Source organism: Paraburkholderia aspalathi (assembly GCF_905220735.1).
Classification (GTDB): domain Bacteria; phylum Pseudomonadota; class Gammaproteobacteria; order Burkholderiales; family Burkholderiaceae; genus Paraburkholderia; species Paraburkholderia aspalathi.
The window spans coordinates 105,629-124,476 of sequence record NZ_CAJNBA010000005.1; the positions used below are offsets into that span (position 1 = coordinate 105,629).

At 61.2% G+C, this 18,848-nt stretch carries 19 protein-coding genes, 1 tRNA gene and 1 pseudogene; 8 read left to right on the plus strand and 13 right to left on the minus strand.

Annotation, left to right across the window (positions count from 1 at the left end):
* The first annotated feature begins 10 nt into the window (after positions 1-10).
* Entirely contained in the window at positions 11-1,807 is a 1,797-nt protein-coding gene (nagE, locus tag KHO30_RS27120) for an N-acetylglucosamine-specific PTS transporter subunit IIBC (RefSeq protein WP_211702881.1), read from the plus strand.
* Positions 1,808-1,953: 146 nt separating this feature from the next.
* Here the strand turns inward: nagE and cydX are convergent, their stop codons facing one another.
* The 5 genes from cydX to rpoH all read right to left on the minus strand — a co-directional run bounded on the left by cydX (position 1,954) and on the right by rpoH (position 6,399).
* Positions 1,954-2,070 carry a cytochrome bd-I oxidase subunit CydX gene (gene cydX / locus KHO30_RS27125; protein WP_093643722.1) on the minus strand — a complete coding sequence of 39 codons (117 nt, stop codon included), beginning with the start codon at positions 2,068-2,070 and terminating at the stop codon, positions 1,954-1,956.
* Between the two features lie 28 nt (positions 2,071-2,098).
* The gene (gene cydB / locus KHO30_RS27130) at positions 2,099-3,235 is read right to left on the minus strand and encodes a cytochrome d ubiquinol oxidase subunit II (RefSeq protein ID WP_054035782.1); all 1,137 of its coding nucleotides are present in this window, start codon (positions 3,233-3,235) and stop codon (positions 2,099-2,101) included.
* A gap of 34 nt (positions 3,236-3,269) precedes the next feature.
* Positions 3,270-4,865, minus strand: coding sequence for a cytochrome ubiquinol oxidase subunit I (locus tag KHO30_RS27135; RefSeq protein ID WP_093643720.1), 1,596 nt, complete (start codon positions 4,863-4,865; stop codon positions 3,270-3,272).
* Complete coding sequence (gene cydP / locus KHO30_RS27140; protein ID WP_211702882.1) at positions 4,855-5,115, minus strand: cytochrome oxidase putative small subunit CydP; 261 nt, start codon at positions 5,113-5,115, stop codon at positions 4,855-4,857. The genes KHO30_RS27135 and cydP overlap by 11 nt, the downstream gene beginning before the upstream one ends.
* A gap of 348 nt (positions 5,116-5,463) precedes the next feature.
* Complete coding sequence (rpoH, locus tag KHO30_RS27145) at positions 5,464-6,399, minus strand: RNA polymerase sigma factor RpoH (RefSeq protein ID WP_211702883.1); 936 nt, start codon at positions 6,397-6,399, stop codon at positions 5,464-5,466.
* Between the two features lie 363 nt (positions 6,400-6,762).
* Here rpoH and KHO30_RS27150 point away from each other — a divergent pair, with 363 nt between their 5' ends.
* Positions 6,763-7,326: an acyloxyacyl hydrolase gene (locus KHO30_RS27150; RefSeq protein WP_211702884.1), complete on the plus strand. Its 564-nt coding sequence runs from the start codon at positions 6,763-6,765 to the stop codon at positions 7,324-7,326.
* Between the two features lie 43 nt (positions 7,327-7,369).
* Positions 7,370-7,753 (plus strand): nuclear transport factor 2 family protein, encoded by a 384-nt coding sequence (locus KHO30_RS27155; protein ID WP_093643712.1) that lies wholly within the window; start codon positions 7,370-7,372, stop codon positions 7,751-7,753.
* Between the two features lie 252 nt (positions 7,754-8,005).
* Here KHO30_RS27155 and KHO30_RS27160 read toward each other — a convergent pair.
* Both KHO30_RS27160 and ybiB read right to left on the minus strand, forming a co-directional pair.
* A pseudogene (locus tag KHO30_RS27160) lies at positions 8,006-8,989 on the minus strand (2-isopropylmalate synthase); the annotation flags it as partial.
* Between the two features lie 354 nt (positions 8,990-9,343).
* Positions 9,344-10,315 (minus strand): DNA-binding protein YbiB, encoded by a 972-nt coding sequence (gene ybiB, locus KHO30_RS27165; protein ID WP_211702886.1) that lies wholly within the window; start codon positions 10,313-10,315, stop codon positions 9,344-9,346.
* Between the two features lie 249 nt (positions 10,316-10,564).
* On the opposite strand from ybiB, the gene KHO30_RS27170 reads away from it, so the two are divergent.
* Together KHO30_RS27170 and maiA are read left to right on the plus strand one after the other, a co-directional pair.
* Positions 10,565-11,263, plus strand: coding sequence for a fumarylacetoacetate hydrolase family protein (locus KHO30_RS27170; protein ID WP_211702887.1), 699 nt, complete (start codon positions 10,565-10,567; stop codon positions 11,261-11,263).
* A 25-nt stretch (positions 11,264-11,288) separates the two neighbouring features.
* Positions 11,289-11,933: a maleylacetoacetate isomerase gene (gene maiA, locus KHO30_RS27175; protein ID WP_211702888.1), complete on the plus strand. Its 645-nt coding sequence runs from the start codon at positions 11,289-11,291 to the stop codon at positions 11,931-11,933.
* A 76-nt stretch (positions 11,934-12,009) separates the two neighbouring features.
* Here the strand turns inward: maiA and ftsY are convergent, their stop codons facing one another.
* On the minus strand, positions 12,010-13,176 hold the full coding sequence (ftsY, locus tag KHO30_RS27180) for a signal recognition particle-docking protein FtsY (protein ID WP_093643702.1): 1,167 nt from the start codon (positions 13,174-13,176) through the stop codon (positions 12,010-12,012).
* A 240-nt stretch (positions 13,177-13,416) separates the two neighbouring features.
* Here ftsY and rsmD point away from each other — a divergent pair, with 240 nt between their 5' ends.
* From rsmD to KHO30_RS27195, 3 genes are all read left to right on the plus strand, one after another.
* Positions 13,417-14,031 (plus strand): 16S rRNA (guanine(966)-N(2))-methyltransferase RsmD, encoded by a 615-nt coding sequence (gene rsmD / locus KHO30_RS27185; protein WP_154564550.1) that lies wholly within the window; start codon positions 13,417-13,419, stop codon positions 14,029-14,031.
* A gap of 111 nt (positions 14,032-14,142) precedes the next feature.
* Complete coding sequence (coaD, locus tag KHO30_RS27190) at positions 14,143-14,658, plus strand: pantetheine-phosphate adenylyltransferase (protein WP_054035797.1); 516 nt, start codon at positions 14,143-14,145, stop codon at positions 14,656-14,658.
* 63 nt (positions 14,659-14,721) lie between these two features.
* Complete coding sequence (locus KHO30_RS27195; protein WP_093643699.1) at positions 14,722-14,979, plus strand: YfhL family 4Fe-4S dicluster ferredoxin; 258 nt, start codon at positions 14,722-14,724, stop codon at positions 14,977-14,979.
* Between the two features lie 87 nt (positions 14,980-15,066).
* On the opposite strand, the gene hisC is transcribed toward KHO30_RS27195, so the two are convergent.
* The 5 genes from hisC to KHO30_RS27220 all read right to left on the minus strand — a co-directional run bounded on the left by hisC (position 15,067) and on the right by KHO30_RS27220 (position 18,820).
* Positions 15,067-16,146, minus strand: a complete 1,080-nt coding sequence (gene hisC / locus KHO30_RS27200; protein ID WP_211702889.1) for a histidinol-phosphate transaminase — start codon at positions 16,144-16,146, stop codon at positions 15,067-15,069.
* Positions 16,147-16,200: 54 nt separating this feature from the next.
* Positions 16,201-16,803, minus strand: coding sequence for an aminoacyl-tRNA hydrolase (gene pth / locus KHO30_RS27205; RefSeq protein ID WP_211702890.1), 603 nt, complete (start codon positions 16,801-16,803; stop codon positions 16,201-16,203).
* A gap of 150 nt (positions 16,804-16,953) precedes the next feature.
* Positions 16,954-17,577 (minus strand): 50S ribosomal protein L25/general stress protein Ctc, encoded by a 624-nt coding sequence (locus KHO30_RS27210; protein ID WP_093643696.1) that lies wholly within the window; start codon positions 17,575-17,577, stop codon positions 16,954-16,956.
* Positions 17,578-17,741: 164 nt separating this feature from the next.
* A complete protein-coding gene (locus KHO30_RS27215) occupies positions 17,742-18,698 on the minus strand; it encodes a ribose-phosphate pyrophosphokinase (RefSeq protein ID WP_006048037.1) in 957 nt (318 codons plus the stop codon).
* A gap of 45 nt (positions 18,699-18,743) precedes the next feature.
* Positions 18,744-18,820, minus strand: a tRNA-Gln gene (locus tag KHO30_RS27220).
* Positions 18,821-18,848 lie beyond the last annotated feature (28 nt).

The window sequence follows — 18,848 nt, forward strand, 5'->3', positions numbered from 1 at the left end:
GGAGGTGTCAATGGATGGGAATCCGTTTCTGAAGATTCAGCGCCTGGGACGCGCGCTGATGCTGCCGATAGCAGTGCTGCCGGTTGCCGGCCTGCTGCTGCGATTGGGCCAACCCGATGTGTTCAACATCAAGATGATCGCCGACGCCGGCGGCGCGATCTTCGACAACCTGCCGTTGCTGTTCGCAATCGGCGTGGCGGTTGGCTTCGCGAAAGACAATAACGGCGTGGCGGGTCTCGCGGGTGCGATCGGTTATCTGGTCGAAATCGCGGTGATGAAGGACATCAACGACAAGCTCAACATGGGCGTGTTGTCCGGGATCGTGGCGGGTATCGTCGCGGGCTTGCTGTACAACAAGTACAAAGATATCAAGCTGCCAGACTACCTCGCATTCTTCGGAGGGAAACGCTTCGTGCCGATTGTCACCGGCGTGGTCTGTCTGGTGATAGGCATTGTGTTTGGCTATGTATGGCAGCCGGTGCAAGGCGTCATTGATACGGCCGGCCATTGGCTGACCACCGCAGGTGCGCTTGGCGCGTTCGTGTTCGGTGTGCTGAACCGCTTGCTGCTTGTCACGGGTCTGCATCACATTCTCAATTCGCTGACGTGGTTCGTGTTCGGCACCTTCACGCCGCCGGGTGGCGCGCCGGTGACGGGCGACCTGCATCGCTTCTTCGCGGGCGATCCGACTGCGGGCACGTTCATGACGGGCTTCTTCCCGGTCATGATGTTCGGTCTGCCGGCCGCGTGTCTCGCGATGTATCACGAGGCACCGAAAGAACGTCGCGCGATGGTGTTCGGCCTGCTGGCTTCGATGGCGCTTACCTCGTTCCTGACGGGCGTGACCGAACCGATCGAATTCAGCTTCATGTTCCTCGCGCCGGTGCTGTATGCCATCCATGCGGTGCTGACGGGCTTGTCGCTGGCGATCTGCTCGGCGCTCGGGATTCATCTCGGCTTTACCTTCTCGGCTGGCTTTATCGACTACGTGCTGAACTACGGCCTGTCGACCAAGGGCTGGTGGGCGATTCCGATCGGCCTCGTGTACATGGTCGTGTATTACGGACTGTTCCGCTTCTTTATCCGCAAGTTCAACATGGCAACGCCGGGTCGTGAACCTGCTGCCGAAGAAGAACAGATCGAGTCGTTTGCGGCTGGCGGTTTCGTGTCGCCGGTTGCGGGTGCCGCCGTGCCGCGCGCACAGCGTTATATCGCCGCGCTGGGTGGCGCCTCGAACCTGTCGGTGGTGGATGCTTGTACAACGCGATTGCGTCTGTCGGTGGTCGATGCTAACAAGGTCTCGGAAAGCGAACTGAAGACGATCGGCGCGCGTGGTGTCCTCAAACGCGGTTCGACCAACGTGCAGGTGATTATTGGACCGGAAGCGGACATCATCGCTGATGAAATCCGCACGGTGATCGCACAAGGCGGTGGCGATGCCGTGAAGCCGGTGGCTGCTGCTGCGCCTGCTGTAGCTGCGGCTCCTGTGGCTCCTGTGGCTCCCGTGGCGACCGCAAGCGGTGCTAAGGGCGGTCCGCTCGATCCGGATCCGTTGCGTTGGCTCGCCGTGTTCGGCGGCGCGGGCAACGTCGTGTCGCTGGATGCCGTGGCGGCCACGCGTCTGCGGATCGTGGTTCGCGATCCGTCTGCGGTTGATCGTCAACGTCTTGCTACGCTCGATACGGCGTGGGTTTCGGCCGATACGTTCCACATCGTCGTTGGCGACGCAGCACAGCGCTACGCTGCACAACTGGCGACGCGTCTGTCGCCCGATACGGGTGCCGGTACGGCGCCGCAGCTGGCGTAATGCAACGTTGAGGAGCGGCCTGCGCCGCTCCATTGTTAAGCTTCTGTTCCGATGAAGCAGCAATAAAAAAGCGGCACCTTGATTCAAGGTGCCGCTTTTGCGTTTGCCGGCTTGAGCCTAACGGCGCGCGACCAGTAACAGATCCATCAACGTGCCTTCTGCTTACCCGCTTCCAAAGGCCGGCGCGTTTCCAGCCACATCACATTGATAATGCCGAAGGCCAACGCCACGCCAATGCCAAGAAGCCAACTGAAATACCACATCACAAACTCCTGTTATCCGTATTCCTGATCAATACATAGAATGGTGATTTTCTTCGAGCGCCGCGGCGGTCACCTTGCCTCGCATCACGCGATACACCCAGCTCGTGTAGATCAGGACGATCGGCAGGAAAATGATTACGGCGATCAGCATGATCTGCAGCGTCATGCGGCTCGAGGTCGAATCCCATACGGTCAGGCTGCTGCGGCCGTCGAGCGAGGAGGGCATGATGAACGGGAACATCGAGAAGCCCGCCGTCAGGATCACGCCGATGATCATCAGCGAGGTCGACAGGAAGGCGCTCTTTTCAAAACGCGAGCGCGCCAGCAACAAGGCAAGCACGCCACCCACGAGGCCCGCCACCGGCGCGATCACCATCCACGGATAGTTTGCGTAGTTGGTGAGCCACAAGCCGGGCGCGCCGATCACGTTCTTCAGCAGCGGGTTGGCCACCGTATCGAGCGGCGCGGCGTCGACGATCTGATAGCCGCCGATCATCGTGGCGATCAATGCGCCGGCAAGCAGGAATAGCACCACGGCGGCGAGCGAAGCGATCCGCAGCGCGAGCGATGCACGCTCGGCGACGACGTCGTCCGCCTTCATCTTCACGAAGGCCGCACCGTGCGCGGCCAGCATCGACACGCTAACGAGTCCGCACAGCACGGCGAACGGGTTGAGCAGAGCGAAGAAACTGCCGTGATACGTAACGCGCAGATCGGTGTCGAACGAGAACGGCACGCCTTGCAGCAGGTTGCCGAACGCCACGCCGAACACCAGCGCCGGCACGAAGCCGCCGACAAACAGCGCCCAATCCCACGCACTGCGCCAGCGCGGGTCTTCACGCTTGCTGCGGTAGTCGAAGCCGACCGGTCGGAAAAACAGTGAGAACAGCACCAGCAGCATCGCAAAGTAGAAGCCGGAGAACGACGCGGCGTACACCAGCGGCCACGCGGCAAACATCGCGCCGCCCGCTGTGATGAGCCACACCTGATTGCCTTCCCACGTTGCGCCGACCGTATTGACGACGATGCGTCGCTCGGCGTCGGTCTTCGCGATGAACGGCAGCAGAATCGCTGCGCCCATGTCGAAGCCGTCGGTGAGCGCGAAGCCGATCAGCAGCACGCCGATCAACACCCACCAGATCAGTTTGAGGGTTGCGTAATCCATGATGATCTTTCCCTTGGAACAGAGTGGCGGCGAATCATGCGGCCGTGTTGGTCGGCAGCGACTGATTCAGCGGCTGTTGTTGTTCGTGGTGATAGCGCCCCGTGTGCAGTGACGAAGGCCCGAGCCGCGCGTACTTGAACATCAGCATGATTTCGATGATGAACAGCACCGTGTAGAAGACGACGAAGCCGGCAATGCTCAGGTACAGATCCCCCGGCGTCAGACTCGATGCGGACAATGCGGTCGGCAGAATGCCGGCAATGGTCCACGGTTGACGGCCCACTTCAGCAACGATCCAGCCGAATTCAGCGGCGAGCCACGGCAACGGAATTGCCCACACAGCCCAGCGCAGGAACCAGCGGCGTTTCTCCAGGAGTAGGGAGCGCTGAGCGCAAAACCAGAACGCCAGCACGAAGGTCGCAAGGAAGAGGATGCCGAGGCCGACCATCAGTCGGAACGAGAAGAATACGGGCGCTACCGGGGGAATCGTTTTCTTGGCGGCCTGCACGATCTGATCCGGCGTGGCGTCGGTGACGTTCGCGGTGAACTGCTTGAGCATTAGGCCGTAGCCGAGGTCTTCTTTGTGCGCGTCGAAGGCGGCTTTGGCTTCGTCCGTGACATCGCCTTGCTTTAGCTTTTGCAGTGCGGCGTAGGCGAGCATGCCGTTCTTGATGCGCACTTCGTTTTGCGCCATCAGTTCTTTCAGGCCGACCACCGGTTCGTCGATCGAGCGCGTGGCGATGAGGCCGAGCGCATACGGGATCCGGATCGCATAGTCGGTGCGTTCTTCCTTCTGGTTCGGAATGCCGATGATCGTGAAGGGCGCCGGTGCGGGCGCCGTTTCCCATTCGGATTCGATGGCGGCCAGCTTGACCTGCTGAACTTCACCGGTGCGGTAGCCGGATTCGTCGCCGAGCACGATCACGCACAGTGTCGAGGCCAGGCCGAAGCCGGCGGCAATGGCGAACGAGCGCAAAGCGAATTCGGTGTCGCGGCGCTTCAGCAGATACCACGACGACACACCGAGCACGAACATCGAAGCGGTCACATAACCGGCCGATACGGTGTGCACGAACTTCACCTGCGCGACCGGATTGAATAGCACCGAGAAGATGCTGTCGAGTTCCATGCGCATGGTCTGGTAGTTGAAGGTAGCGCCGACCGGATTATTCATCCAGCCGTTGGCCACCAGAATCCACAGCGCCGACAGATTCGAGCCGAGCGCGACGAGGAACGTGACGCTTACGTGCTGCACTTTCGAGAGCCGCTTCCATCCGAAGAAGAAGAGGCCGACGAAGGTCGACTCGAGGAAGAACGCCATCAACCCTTCAACGGCCAGCGGCACGCCGAAGATGTCGCCGACATAGTGCGAGTAGTACGACCAGTTGGTGCCGAACTGGAATTCCAGCGTGAGGCCGGTGGTGACCCCCATCGCAAAGTTGATGCCGAACAGCTTGCCCCAGAACTGGGTCATGTCTTTGTAGATCTGCTTGCCGGTCATCACATAGACGGACTCCATGATGACCAGCAACCAGGACAGACCGAGCGTGAGCGGCACGAACAGAAAGTGATAAAGCGCCGTGATGGCGAACTGGAGGCGCGACAGTTCTACGACTTCGCTAACGGGCATGTTGACCACCTTGGGACGGATGCGAGGCAGGCACGGACAGCAGCGCCTGCGCGACTTGTTCAGGCGGCAGCGACATATGCTCCGCCTGCGGATGATTGAAGAACGCGTACTTGAGCACCATCAGTAATGCGAATTTGATGGCGAGGACGATGGCGATATCCCGCGCCAGCGTCGGACCACGCGCCCAGGCGGCGAGCCGTTTGCGCAGGCTCGAGCGAGGGGGGCTATTGCGATTCAGGGCTATGGTCATGATCGGTAGAAGGCAACTTCACACCGGTTTAACCGGCTGGATCCAGGCCGGTTCGGAGGCCTGGCGAGTTCATCCCGATTCTAGGAGCAATGACCTAGTGCGCGTAAGTTCGGCACTGCGGCATTGGGTCGCGAACGTCACGCCGTCTGGACAGTATTGCTATGGGGTTTGTGATACGTCAAGAAACACGTGTTTGGTGGGCATGTTCTTGAGTGAGTGCGCGTGCGTCTTCGATCGAGCGCAGGCATTGTCGAGTGGGCACAAAAAAGCCCTGCCTTCTTGCGAGGGCAGGGCTCTGCAGCTAAACAGTGTGCGCCAGACGAGCCGGCACGACTCAAGCTTTAAGTGTTACGCATATTCAGTCAACGCGCCGCGCATTTTCTTCATTGCGCTTGCCTCGATCTGGCGGATGCGTTCGGCCGACACGCCGAATTCGTCGGCCAGTTCGTGCAGCGTCGAGCCGCCCGAACCGTCGTCTTCCACCTTCAGCCAGCGAGCCTCGATGATGCGGCGGCTGCGGGCGTCTAGTGCGTTCAGCGCGCTCGCGATACCGTCGCTTTGCAGCTTGTCGCGCTGACGCGAAGCCAGCACGGCAGTCGGCTCGCTATGCGAGTCGGCGAGGTAGGCGATCGGCGCGTACGACTCTTCGCCGTCTTCGACCTGGCCTTCCAGCGCGATATCGCCGCCGGACAAGCGCGTTTCCATCTCGGCCACTTCTTCACGCTTCACGTTCAGCTCTTTGGCGAGACCTTCGATCTCGTCCGGCGTGAATGCGCCGAGACCCTGCTTGTGGCTGCGCAGGTTGAAGAACAGCTTGCGCTGCGCCTTGGTGGTGGCGACCTTCACCATCCGCCAGTTACGCAGAATGTATTCGTGGATCTCAGCCTTGATCCAGTGCATGGCGTACGACACGAGGCGCACGTTTTGCTCGGGGTCAAAGCGCTTCACGGCCTTCATCAGGCCGATATTGCCTTCCTGGATCAGGTCGGCATGCGGCAGTCCATAACCAAGGTAATTGCGCGCGATCGATACGACCAGCCGCAGGTGCGACAGGACGAGACGGCGTGCGGACCCAAGGTTGTCCTGCTCGCGAAATTCGGTGGCGAACTGGCGTTCTTCCGCCGGCGTCAGCATCGGAATCCGATTTACGGCCTGGATGTAGGCGTCGATATTGCCCAGTTGACCGGGCAGCAGCGAGGAATGCGAGAGCGCCAGCGCACCTGCCGAAGCGGCCTTAGCCGACGACGGGCTCAAAGTACTCGGAAGGGTCATTGCATGGCTCACGTAGGAAACTCCTTTGGAATCAGACAAAAGCGTGTTCAGTTAAAACGACTCCAGCGTTGGATGTTAGCACTCTGATTTGCCGAGTGCTAATACTTAGAGGCCGTAGGGGCATCCAAGTTCCGTAAATTCCTATTGAAATTTAGGTTTTGATAGCCATGGAGGGCTCTGTCGGCAAGTGCGTGTGCGCCGTAGGATTTACCTAACATATTCCTTTCGGTCTTATAAGTGACCGACTTTTTCTAAAACCGAAGTGACTAATTGCGGAAATTCAACATTCTTCAGACAATCCACGAAATCAGGATTGTCTTTAGAATAGGCGGAACAATTCGAAGGTAATCAGCGTTCGACTAGGTCGGGTGTTCGATGAACAACAAAAAAAATGTTTGGCGTGGTCTGGCTCTAAAAGGTGTGTCGGCGGCTTTGCTACTTGCCTGCTCCGGAGTGGCGGCAGCCGACCAGTTCGGCGTGCAGATCGCCGGCGGTCTCGGAGATCACCACATTAAAAAACTCGATCTCGGCCTGGTCTGGGATCCGAATCTGACGTGGTGGCAGATCGGCGATTGGCACTTTTCGCTGATCGGCGAAGCGCACGTGGCCTGGTGGCACACCGACGAAGGCAATGTGCACGAGAACATCGGCGAGATCGGTGTGACGCCTATCATTCGCTTCATCGACGGAGCGGGTGCGATTCGCCCTTACATCGAAGCAGGTGTCGGTATCCGCCTCCTGTCGAGCCCGAGAATTTCTACTGACCTCACGCTCGCGACCGCTTTCCAGTTCGCCCCCATGGCGGGAGTCGGCCTGCAATTCGGCAGTCACCAGCAGTACGAGGCGGGCTACCGCTTCCAGCATATTTCCAATGGCGGTATCAAAGAGCCGAATCCTGGTATAAATTTCCACCAGCTATATTTGCAATATAACTTCTGACGACCGTGGCCACGTTCGGCTCACCGGTGCAAGGGGCTGAGCAATGGCGGCAAAGATAATCGAAGCGATTCGCGGGCTCGAGCGCGAGCGCTTCCGTGCGATGGTCGACGGCGACGGGCAGTCGCTCGATGCGCTGCTCGCGGACAACGTGAGCTATGTCCATACGAACGGCAAGCGCGAAACGAAGCGACAGTTCATCGACGGTATTACCGCCGGGCGCCGCCGCTATCGGCAGATCGAGGTGCAGTCGCAAGATGTGCTGCCGGTGGGGCGCGAGACCTGCGTCGTCACTGGGCGCGCGCTGATCGAAATGGAAGCGAACAATGGCGCGCTGCTGTTTCCGATTGCGTACACGGCGATTCACACACAGGAAGACGGGCAATGGCGTCTGATTGCCTGGCAGGCGACGCGTTGCGCGATCGAGTGAGCTTTTTGAGCTCACTCCGTTTCGCCAGTCGCAGTGGGTGAGCGCCTTGTGAGCGCTCGAACGGCAAGAGCAGGCGGGTTGCACCGCTCATGCTGAATTGGCCGCCTGGTGGGTCGGCCAGGCGGGTTTTGATGCAGTTGCGCCGCCGCCGCTAATGCGCTCCAAACGGGAGGGCGGCTCCGCCCCGTCTCAAGTCACTCAGGCAGCTACGCGCTGCAGATCCTCATCGCTCCACACCGGCCGCTTTGCGGCATCACCCGCATACGGATGCCGCGGATGCACCGGAATCTGATTGCAGCGCTCGACCACGCGCCGCACCGCATCGATGTCTGAAAAATCGAGGCCCGGGTCGACGCCCTGCGCGTGAAGGTTCATCGCGAGCGTAACGAGGTCCATGTTGCCGGTGCGCTCGCCATTGCCGAACAGACATCCTTCGACGCGATCCGCGCCCGCCAGCAGCGCCAGTTCTGTAGCGGCCACGGCGGTGCCGCGATCGTTATGCGGATGCACCGACAGCACGATGCTGTCGCGATAGCTGAGATTGCGGTCCATCCATTCGATCTGATCGGCGAACACGTTCGGTGTCGCGGCCTCGACGCTCGCGGGCAGGTTGACGATCATCTTGTGGTCGCGCGTGGGCCGCCAGGTCTGCGCGACTGCGTCGCATACTTCGCGCGCGTAGGGGAGTTCGGTCGTGTTGAAGGTCTCGGGCGAATACTGGAACGTCCAATGCGTGTCGGGCCGCGCCTGCGCATGTTCCTTGATGAGGCGTGTGCCTTCCACCGCCAGTGCCTTGATCTGCTCCTTCGACTGGTTGAAGACGATCTTGCGAAACGACGGGCAGATTGCGTTGTACAGGTGCACGATGGCGCGCGGCGCGCCCTCCAGCGATTCGAACGTGCGCGCAATCAGTTCGGCGCGTGAGGGCACGAACACTTCAATCGTCACGTCGTCGGGAATGCGTTTTTCTTCGATCAGCTTGCGCACGAAATCGAAGTCGGTTTGCGAGGCCGACGGGAAACCGACTTCGATTTCCTTGAAGCCGATCGCTACCAGCATCTCGAAGAATTCGAGCTTTTGCGCGGCATTCATCGGCTCGATAAGCGCCTGATTGCCGTCACGCAGATCGGTGCTCATCCAGATCGGCGCCTGGTTGATCGTGCGGCTCGGCCATTTGCGCCCGGTGAGGCGCACTGCGGGAAAGGGGCGGTATTTTTCAGCGGGATTGCGCAACATGAAATTGACCCTCGCGCTTCGTCCGAAGGGTAAACGGACGAACGCAAACGACTACAGGTTGTGAAGAACTACGGTCGGGGGTGAGACAGTAACTGCGGGGAACTGCTTTGAGGACCGCGCTTTGGGCAACTAATCTGGGTGATTCAGGCTGCCAACGCGCGGCGCTACGTCTGACTTACGCTAGACGTAGCGATAGGGGCCGCGCTAGGCGGCCGGAGATAATTCGGAGGGTGTTCGGAAGGGAACGCATGGGTCTAATGTATGACGGCTCGCAGAGGCGTGTCAACCCGCGGCCGTCATCCTGGCGCGTGAGTGCAATGCCGCAAGCGCTGCGTTGCACGTACGCCGCGCACGTCACACGGGAATTTTCGCGACGTCGACGATCAGCTCCACTTGCCGTTCGATCGCGCTCGGGATAGGCGCTTCGCCGCGCAACACGGCGTCGATCCACGCGGCTGTGGTCGCGGCGTCGCGAGCTTCGGGCAAGTCGACTTCAGGCGCGTCGGGCGACGAGCGCTCGTGCGGCACACGCGTTTCGCAGATGCCGTCGTGCAGCCAATCCACCTGCACCTGGCGGCGCGTGTCGGCCACCGCTTCGCCTTCGGTGCCGCGCGCGAGCAGGGCGCCGCCCTCCGCGGCGGCCGGGTGCGTGTTGAACAGTTGCGTGAGACTGTCGCGATATGGCGGATGCGTATAGTTCACGAGCCGCAGCCCGGCGGGCGCGAACGGCTGCAGAATTTTCACGAGCGTGTGCGTTGAATTGCGCACGCCCATCCGCCGGCGCAGCGAGAGAAGGTGCGCGAGCTTCGGCGCGAGTACCTCGATCGGTGCGAATGCGAGACGGCGCTCGGCGAGACCGTCTTCGATGTCGGCGTGCGATCGCGCGTGCGGAATCTGCAGATGTGTGAAGATTTCAGCGCTCGTCACGCGGCCCGGATCTTCCGTGACGCCATGCACCAGCACCGGCACACCTTCGCGCGCCAGCAGCAGCGCGAGCAGCGGTACCAGGTTGGGCTGCTTGCGCGCGCCGTTGTAGGTGGGTATCGACACGGGCCGGAATGCCGCGTGCGGCAGATGAAGCGGTTCGAACGACGCCTGTGCGCCTGCCAGCATGGCGGCGAGTTCGTCGGCCGTTTCGCCTTTCACGCGATACGCGAGCAGCACGGCGCCGAGTTCGAGATCGGCCACGCGGCCGTCAAGCATCGCGGTGTAAAGCGTGCGCGTATCTTCAGCAGTCAGCGCGCGGGCGCCGTTCGGGCCGCGGCCGATTTCCTTGATATAGCGGGCGCAGGGGAAAAAATTGGCGGTGTCGGCGGAGTCGGTCATCGGGCGCAGTGGGACGAGGGCGTGCCGCCTTGGGCGGTCGGCCAGGGAATTCAAAGGACGCTATCCAGTGTGAGTATCGCATCTATAGCGACGAGGCGGTCCGGTGGACCGGCGATCCCACGAGACGATGCGGCCGGAGCGCCGGTCCGCGCGTGCCGGTACCGATCCGCTGCGCGGCGCTTTGCCGCGCGTTACACTCGATGTTTTATCGCCGCGTGGGCGCGGCACAATCCAGAAACGGAGAACGGGATGAGTTACGTATTTGCACCCGCACCGGTCGTTGCGGTGCCGGTCGTGGGGTCCAGCGAGCAGTTCGCGGTGCGTCGCATCTACTGTGTGGGCCGCAACTACGAGGCGCACGCGCGCGAGATGGGGCACGATCCTGACCGCGAACCGCCGTTCTTCTTCGCCAAGCCGGCCGATGCTGTGCTGTATGTCGCGCCGGGTGCGACCGGCGAATTCCCCTATCCCTCACAATCGAAGAACGTCCACTTCGAGATGGAACTGGTGGCGGCGATCGGTAAAGGCGGCAAGAACATTCCGGCCGAAAGCGCGCTCGACCACGTGTACGGTTACGCGCTCGGCCTCGACATGACACGCCGCGACCTGCAGGCCGAAGCGAAGAAGCTGGGCCGTCCCTGGGATACCGCGAAGGGCTTCGATCACTCGGCGCCGCTCGGTCCAGTCCATCCGGTCACGACAGTCGGCCATGTCGGCAAGGGTGCGATCTGGTTGTCGGTGAACGGCGAGGAAAAACAGAATTCGGATGTGTCGCAACTGATCTGGTCGGTGGCCGAGACGATTGCCTATCTGTCGACGCTGTTCGAACTGCAACCGGGCGATCTGATTTTCACCGGCACGCCGGAAGGCGTCGGCGCGGTGGTGCAGGGCGACCTCATGAAGGGTGGCGTGGACGGGCTCGGCGAGCTCAGCGTACGCGTCGTCTGAAGCGCGGTGGGAGGAGACACATAATATGAAGCTCTACAGCTATTTCCGAAGCTCGGCGTCCTATCGCGTGCGCATCGCGCTGAACCTGAAGGGCCTGCCGTACGACTATGTGCCGGTGCACCTCGTGCGCGACGGCGGCGAGCAGCTGAAGCCGGAGTATCGCAAGGTGAATGCGGACGGCATCGTACCCACGTTCGTCGATGGCAACGAAGTGATGCCGCAGTCGCTCGCGATCATCGAGTATCTGGAGGAGACGCATCCGGAGCCGCCGCTGTTGCCCGGCACGCCGGCCGAGCGTGCCTATGTACGTTCGGTGGCGCTGCAGGTGGCGTGCGAGATCCATCCGCTGAACAATCTGCGCGTTTTGAAATACCTGAAGCACACGCTGTGTGTCGACGACGACGCGAAAGACGCGTGGTACAAGCATTGGGTCGAAGCGGGTTTTGCGACGCTCGATGCACATCTGGCGGGCGATTCGCGCACCGGCAAGCTGTGCTACGGCGACACGCCGACACTGGCTGACGCCTGTCTGATTCCCCAGGTGTTCAACGCCCAGCGCTTCAAGGTGGATACGGCGAAGTTTCCGACGATTCAGCGCATCTATGAACACGCGATGCAGATCGACGCGTTCGCTCGCGCAGCGCCTGGTGTTCAGCCCGACGCGGAATGATGCTGTGGCTTGAATGAAAAAAAGGGCGCTCGGAAGAGCGCCCTTTTTGCTTGTTTTGCGACGAGCGTCGCTGTGTTCAACCGCCCAGCAACGCGTCCGAAAACTCTTCTGCGCTGAACGGCTGCAAGTCCTCTACCTTTTCACCGACGCCGATAAAGTACACCGGAATCGGACGCTGACGCGCAATCGCCGCGAGAATGCCGCCCTTCGCGGTGCCATCGAGTTTGGTGACGATCAGGCCGGTGAGGCCTAGCGCGTCGTCGAAGGCTTTTACTTGCGCGAGGGCGTTCTGGCCGGTATTCGCGTCGATCACCAGCAGCACCTCATGCGGCGCGCCATCTTGCGCCTTGCCGATCACGCGCTTCACCTTGCGCAGTTCTTCCATCAGATGCAGCTGGGTCGGCAGACGGCCGGCCGTGTCCGCCATCATGACGTCGATCTTGCGCGCACGCGCGGCGCCAACCGCGTCGAAAATCACGGCGGCCGGATCGCCGCTTTCCTGCGACACGACCGTCACGTTGTTGCGCTGGCCCCAGATTGCGAGCTGCTCGCGCGCGGCGGCGCGAAAGGTGTCGCCGGCAGCCAGCAGCACCGACTGCTCGAAGCTTTGCAGATGCTTGGCGAGCTTGCCGATGCTGGTGGTTTTGCCCGCACCGTTGACGCCCGCGATCATCATGACCAGCGGTTGCGCGCGGCCGAGCATCAGCGATTTTTCCAGCGGCTTGAGCAGGTCGATCAGCAGCGTGCGTAGCGCTGTTTTCACCTGCTGAGGATCGGTGAGGCGTTCGGTGCGCACTTTTTCGCGCAACGATTCGAGCAGAAATTCGGTGGCTTCGACGCCCGCATCCGACATCAGCAGCGCGGTTTCGAGCTCTTCGTACAGATCCTCGTCGATCTTCGTGCCGACGAAAATACCGGTCAGGCTCGAACTCGTTTTCGACAGACCGGTCTTCAGACGCGTGAGCCACGAGCGCTTTGCGTTCGCGTCCTGCATAGGCGGCGGGACGATTTCGACGGTTTCGAGCGCGGGTGCTTCGGCTTCGGGCTCATTGGCGGACGCCGCCGCAGCCGGCTGCGTATCGACGCGAACCGGAGCTACCGGCTGCGGCGCTGACGGCGCGACGGGCGCTTGCGGCGCCTCTACGGCGGGTTCGGGCGCCAGGGCTTCCGGCGCTGTCTGCGATTCTTCTGGCGCGTTATCGGACTCTTTCGAACCCTTGAATCGTTTGAAAAAGCTGAACATGATCTGGCGTGGTGAGAGCGCGCGCCGATGCGCGCAGCCGGGACGGGCCCGTGGGAGCGGCAGGCAGCGTTGCGATGCGGGATGCAAGGCGCTGGAAGCCGCACATTTTATCAGGCGCGCCGCCACCCGTCGTATTGGCCGAACGGCCAGGCTGGACGCCGGGCGCCCCTGTGGTAACGTTGGCGCTCCGGTCCGCACGCATCGGCGTCGCGGGCGCCCTAATAACGTAATCGAAACTGCATGCCCCGTTCTGCTCCTTCACGCGCCCACGGCGCTTCGTCCAAAGGCGGCAAGCCGCACGCCATCCGTATCATCGGCGGCGACTGGAAGCGCACACCGCTGCCCGTGCTCGACCTCGACGGCCTGCGCCCCACGCCCGACCGCGTACGCGAGACGCTCTTCAACTGGCTCGGCCAACGGCTGGACGGCCAGCGTTGCCTCGATCTGTTTGCCGGCAGCGGTGCGCTTGGCTTCGAAGCTGCCTCGCGCGGCGCGGCGCGGGTGTTGATGGTCGAGCGCAATGCGCGGGCCGCCAGCCAGCTGCGCGCGAACCAGGAGCGCCTCGCGGCGCGTACGATCGAAATCGCGGAAGCCGACGGCTTGCGCCTCGCGGCGAGTCTCGCCCCCGGATCGTTCGACGTGGTTTTCCTCGATCCGCCGTTCGACGGCGATCTGCTCGATAAGGCGCTCGCGCTGGCCGTGCCGCTGCTGAGCCCGGAAGGTTTTCTGTACGTGGAAGCCGGCGACGCGCTCGAACTGGATGGGAACGAGACGCTCGCCGGTTGGGAAATCGTGCGGCAAGGCAAAGCAGGCGCTGTCCACTTTCATTTGCTGCAGCGCGAAAATAAGGAATAATGCGCGTTCCAAAACAAGCCGCGGACGGTTACCGTCACGCGTGCGGTCGGTGCCAAATGCGTCACGCGGACGCTTTGACGTGCCCATTTGTCTGAAGAGAGGAGAAGTCTCATGGTAGTCGCCGTGTACCCGGGCACATTTGACCCGCTGACGCGCGGTCACGAAGACCTCGTTCGGCGCGCGTCGAGCATTTTTGACACGCTGGTGGTGGGCGTTGCCGACAGCCGCAACAAGAAGCCGTTCTTCACGCTGAAAGAGCGTCTCGACATCGCTCACGAAGTGCTCGGGCACTACCCGAACGTTCAGGTGATGAGCTTCAAAGGGCTATTGAAGGACTTTGTCCGCAGCAATAACGCCCGGGTGATCGTACGTGGCCTGCGCGCCGTCTCGGACTTCGAATATGAGTTCCAGATGGCCGGCATGAACCGCTATTTGTTGCCGGACGTCGAAACCATGTTCATGACGCCGTCCGATCAATACCAGTTCATCTCCGGCACCATCGTGCGTGAAATCGCGCAACTGGGCGGCGACGTCAGCAAGTTCGTGTTCCCGTCGGTCGAAAAATGGCTGAAGGAAAAGGTTGCCGCGCTGGATCCGAATGAGGGTCTCTCGGCGGGACAACCGTAACCGGCGTAAACTGTCGCATTGACGGATCAAAGCTGGCTTCGGCCGGCGCGAAGTGAGAGAAGTATGGCCTTGATGATTACCGACGAGTGCATCAATTGCGACGTGTGCGAGCCTGAGTGCCCGAACGACGCAATTTCGATGGGCCCGGAAATCTACGTGATCGACCCGAAGAAATGCACCGAGTGTGTCGGCCATTTCGACGAACCCCAGTGTATTCAGGTGTGTCCGGTCGAGTGCATTCCGCGCGACCCCGAGCATCTGGAGTCGGCGGAAGGTTTGATGGCGAAGTACCATGCGCTGCAGGCAGCCAAGGGCGCGTGACCATTGGATGATGGAGAACGGCGAGGCGGCTGCCTCGCCGTTTTCTTTTGTGGCAACGTTTTGTGTCTGTCGCTCGCTATCCCACCGTCACCCGACGTAAGCGCTGAAAATGTCGCGCAGTGCGTCCAGCAGAATGTCGCATTCGGCGTCAGTGCCGACCGAGATTCGCAGATGTTGGTCGATTCGTGCCGCCTTGAAATGGCGCACGAAAATTTCCTTTTCCCTTAGCCGTGCCACGAGCGTCGCTGCGTCGTAGCCTTCGTGACGCGCGAACAGCAGATTCGCCGCCGACGGCACCACCTCGAAGCCCAGTGCCGTCAAGCCTGCCGCCAACCGCTCACGGCTCGCAATCACTTTGGCGCAGGTGTCTCGGAACCATGCATCGTCCTCGTATGCAGCGATGGCCGCGACTTGCGCCAGGCGGTCGAGCGGATACGAGTTGAAGCTATCCTTCACGCGGTTCAGTGCGTCGATCAGTTCCGGATTGCCGAACGCGAAGCCGACTCGCATGCCAGCGAGCGAACGCGACTTCGATACCGTCTGTATCACCAGCAGGTTGGAATAGCGGTCGATCAGCGTGATGGCCGATTCAGCGCCGAAATCGACATAGGCCTCGTCGATCACCACGACCGATTCGGTATTTCTCGCCACCAGACGCTCGATATCGGCGAGCGGCAGCGGTCGTCCGGTCGGCGCGTTCGGGTTCGGGAACAGGATGCCGCCGTTAGGCGTCGTGTAGTCGTCGACATTAATGGCGAAGCTGTCGTCGAGTGCAATGGTCCGATAGTCGACTTCAAAGAGCCGCGCGTAGGTCGGGTAGAAGCTGTATGTGATATCCGGAAACAGCAGCGGTTTGTCGTGCTTCAGCAAGGCCTGAAAGGTGAGCGCGAGCACTTCATCCGAGCCGTTGCCTGCGAACACCTGTTCCGGGCGAATGCCGTGGTATGCGGCCACCGTTTCGCGCAACTGGCGCGCGGTCGGGTCGGGATAGCGCCGCAGCGACTCGCCCGCGTCGCCCAGTTCCTGCTGGATCGCTTCAAGCACGCGCGGCGACGGCGGATAGGGATTCTCGTTGGTGTTCAGCTTCACCGGATGCGCAACCACGGGCTGGTCGCCCGGCACATACGGCGTCAGACGGTGGACGATGTCACTCCAGTAGCGGCTCAAGCGATTTCTCCTGTCGATGGCGATACGGGCGAAGCGGATGCGGGCAGGGTCCGCTCAGGGATTGCGGTGCAACTGCATCATCGCCCGTTCGAGCTCGCCTTTGATGATCTGCGGCATCACGGCCAACGCACGTTCGATCGACGCATCGATCACATCCTGCTCTTCCCGCCGCGGCGGTTTCAGCACGTAATTGGCGACGTCCGGTTTGGCGCCGGCTCGCGCGCTTTCGGGAATCAGGTCACGCGGATGGCCGATACCGATCCGCAGCCGCCAATATTGTTGCGATGACAGATGCGCGGTGATGTCCTTCAGCCCGTTATGACCGCCGCTGCCGCCACCGAGCTTCAGCTTGACGCTGCCCGGCGGCATATCGAGCTCGTCGTGCGCGACCAGAATTTCGTCCGGAAGAATCTTGAAGAACTGCGCAACCGCCACGACCGACTGCCCCGAGCGGTTCATATACGTTTGCGGTTGCAGCAGATGCACTTCTTCGCCGTGAAGCCGGGCCTTCGCATAGAAACCGTGAAAGCGCCGCTCGTCGCGTAGTGTTGTGCCTGCTTCGCGCGCCAGTTGATCGACCAGCCAGAAGCCGGCATTGTGGCGCGTCGCGGTGTATTCAGCGCCCGGATTGCCGAGCCCGACGATCAGCTTGATCATGATTGCATAGGTCCATCTGGCCTCGGCGCCGAACGCGACCGAGCCGAAAAAAACCGAAAAAAAACCCGCCGGGGCGAACCTCGGCGGGTCACATCGACCGTTTCATTGAAACGGATCGAGAGGATTGCTTGCTCAGCGCCAAAAAGGCACTTAGGCAGCCGGCGTTTCGCCTTCGCCTTCAGCAGCAGCGGCGTCGCCTTCGGCGATTGCGCCAGCCGGGATCGTTGCCGATGCGACGACCGGGTTTTCTGCGTCAACGTGAGCAACCAGTGCCACACCTGCCGGCAGGACGATGTCCTTGGCGTGCAGCGAGTGACCAGCTTCGATCGTCGCCAGGTCAACTTCGAGGAATTCCGGCAGTGCCGACGGCAGGCACTCGATTTCGATTTCGTTGAGGACGTGCGAGATCACCGCGCTCGACAGCTTCACTGCCGGGTTGGTTTCCTGGTTCATGAAGTGCAGCGGCACCTTGGTGTGCAGCTTCTTCTTCGCGTCGACACGTTGGAAGTCCACGTGCAGCACGAGCTGACGGAACGGGTGGTATTGCACGTCGCGCAGCAGAACCTGTTGCGACTTGCCTGCCACTTCCAGTTCGAGGATCGACGAGTGGAAAACTTCTTTCTTCAGCGCGTGCCAGAGTGCGTTGTGGTCCAGTTCGACCAATTGCGTTTCAGCACCAGCGCCATATACGATGCCCGGGGTCTTACCCGAGATACGCAGGCGGCGGCTCGCACCCGTACCTTGCAAGGAACGCTCGAAAGCGACTACTTTCATGTTGAATCTCCAATGCACTGCCCGCGACCAGGCAGTAAAAACGGGGCCTCCAAGCCATTACGGCTGAGGCCCCAGAGCGATGGCACGAACCTTCGTTCGTTCATGCCAATTGTGCAAAAGTGCAGCGTGCGGTACTGCTATGCGCGCCGCGCCTTCGCAAATACTTAACTTTCAGCGAACAGCGACATCACCGAATCGCCGCGGCGAATCCGCGAGAACGTTTCGGCGAGCAGGCCGGCGCTGGTCAGCGAACGGATCTTGGCGCACGAGCGGGCTTCTTCGCCGAGCGGGATCGTATCGGTAACAACGAGTTCGTCGAGTGCCGAAGCTGCAATTCGCTCGCCTGCACCGCCCGACAGAACCGGGTGGGTAGCGTAAGCGAACACCTGCTTCGCACCGCGTTCCTTCAAAACCTGAGCTGCCTTGCAGAGCGTGCCTGCGGTGTCGACCATGTCGTCCATGATCACGCAGGTGCGGCCTTCGACTTCACCGATGATGTTCATCACTTCGGCAACGTTCGCCTTCGGGCGGCGTTTGTCGATGATCGCGAGATCGCAATTCAGTTGCTTGGCCAATGCACGGGCACGCACCACGCCGCCGACGTCCGGCGAAACGACCAGCAGGTTCTCGTAGTTCTGCTTGCGCAGATCGCCGAGCAGCACGGGCGTAGCGTAGATATTGTCGACCGGGATGTCGAAGAAGCCTTGAATCTGGTCGGCGTGCAGATCCATCGTAATGATCCGCTCGACGCCGGCGATTTCCAGCATATTCGCCACGATCTTCGCCGAGATGGCGACGCGCGCCGAACGCGGGCGTCGATCTTGACGGGCATAACCGAAGTAGGGGATGGCTGCGGTGATCCGGCCTGCGGATGCGCGCTTGAGCGCATCGACCATGATCATCAGTTCCATCAGATTGTCATTCGCCGGCGCGCACGTGGATTGCAGGACGAAGACATCCTTGCCACGCACGTTTTCCTGAATCTCGACCTGGATTTCGCCGTCCGAGAAACGGCTGACCATTGCTTTGCCGAGGGGAATACCGAGGATTTTGACGACTTCCTGTGCAAGCGCGGGATTTGCGTTGCCAGTAAAAACCATCAGGCCGTCATGGCTGCTCATCGTGCACCTACTTCAGGCTGGGGGCGAGGGAAATGCGAGAATTTTTGGCAGGGGAGGAAGGAGTCGAACCTTCGAATGCCGGAATCAAAATCCGGTGCCTTAACCAACTTGGCGACTCCCCTACACTAACTTTGAGCTTCACCGAACGAG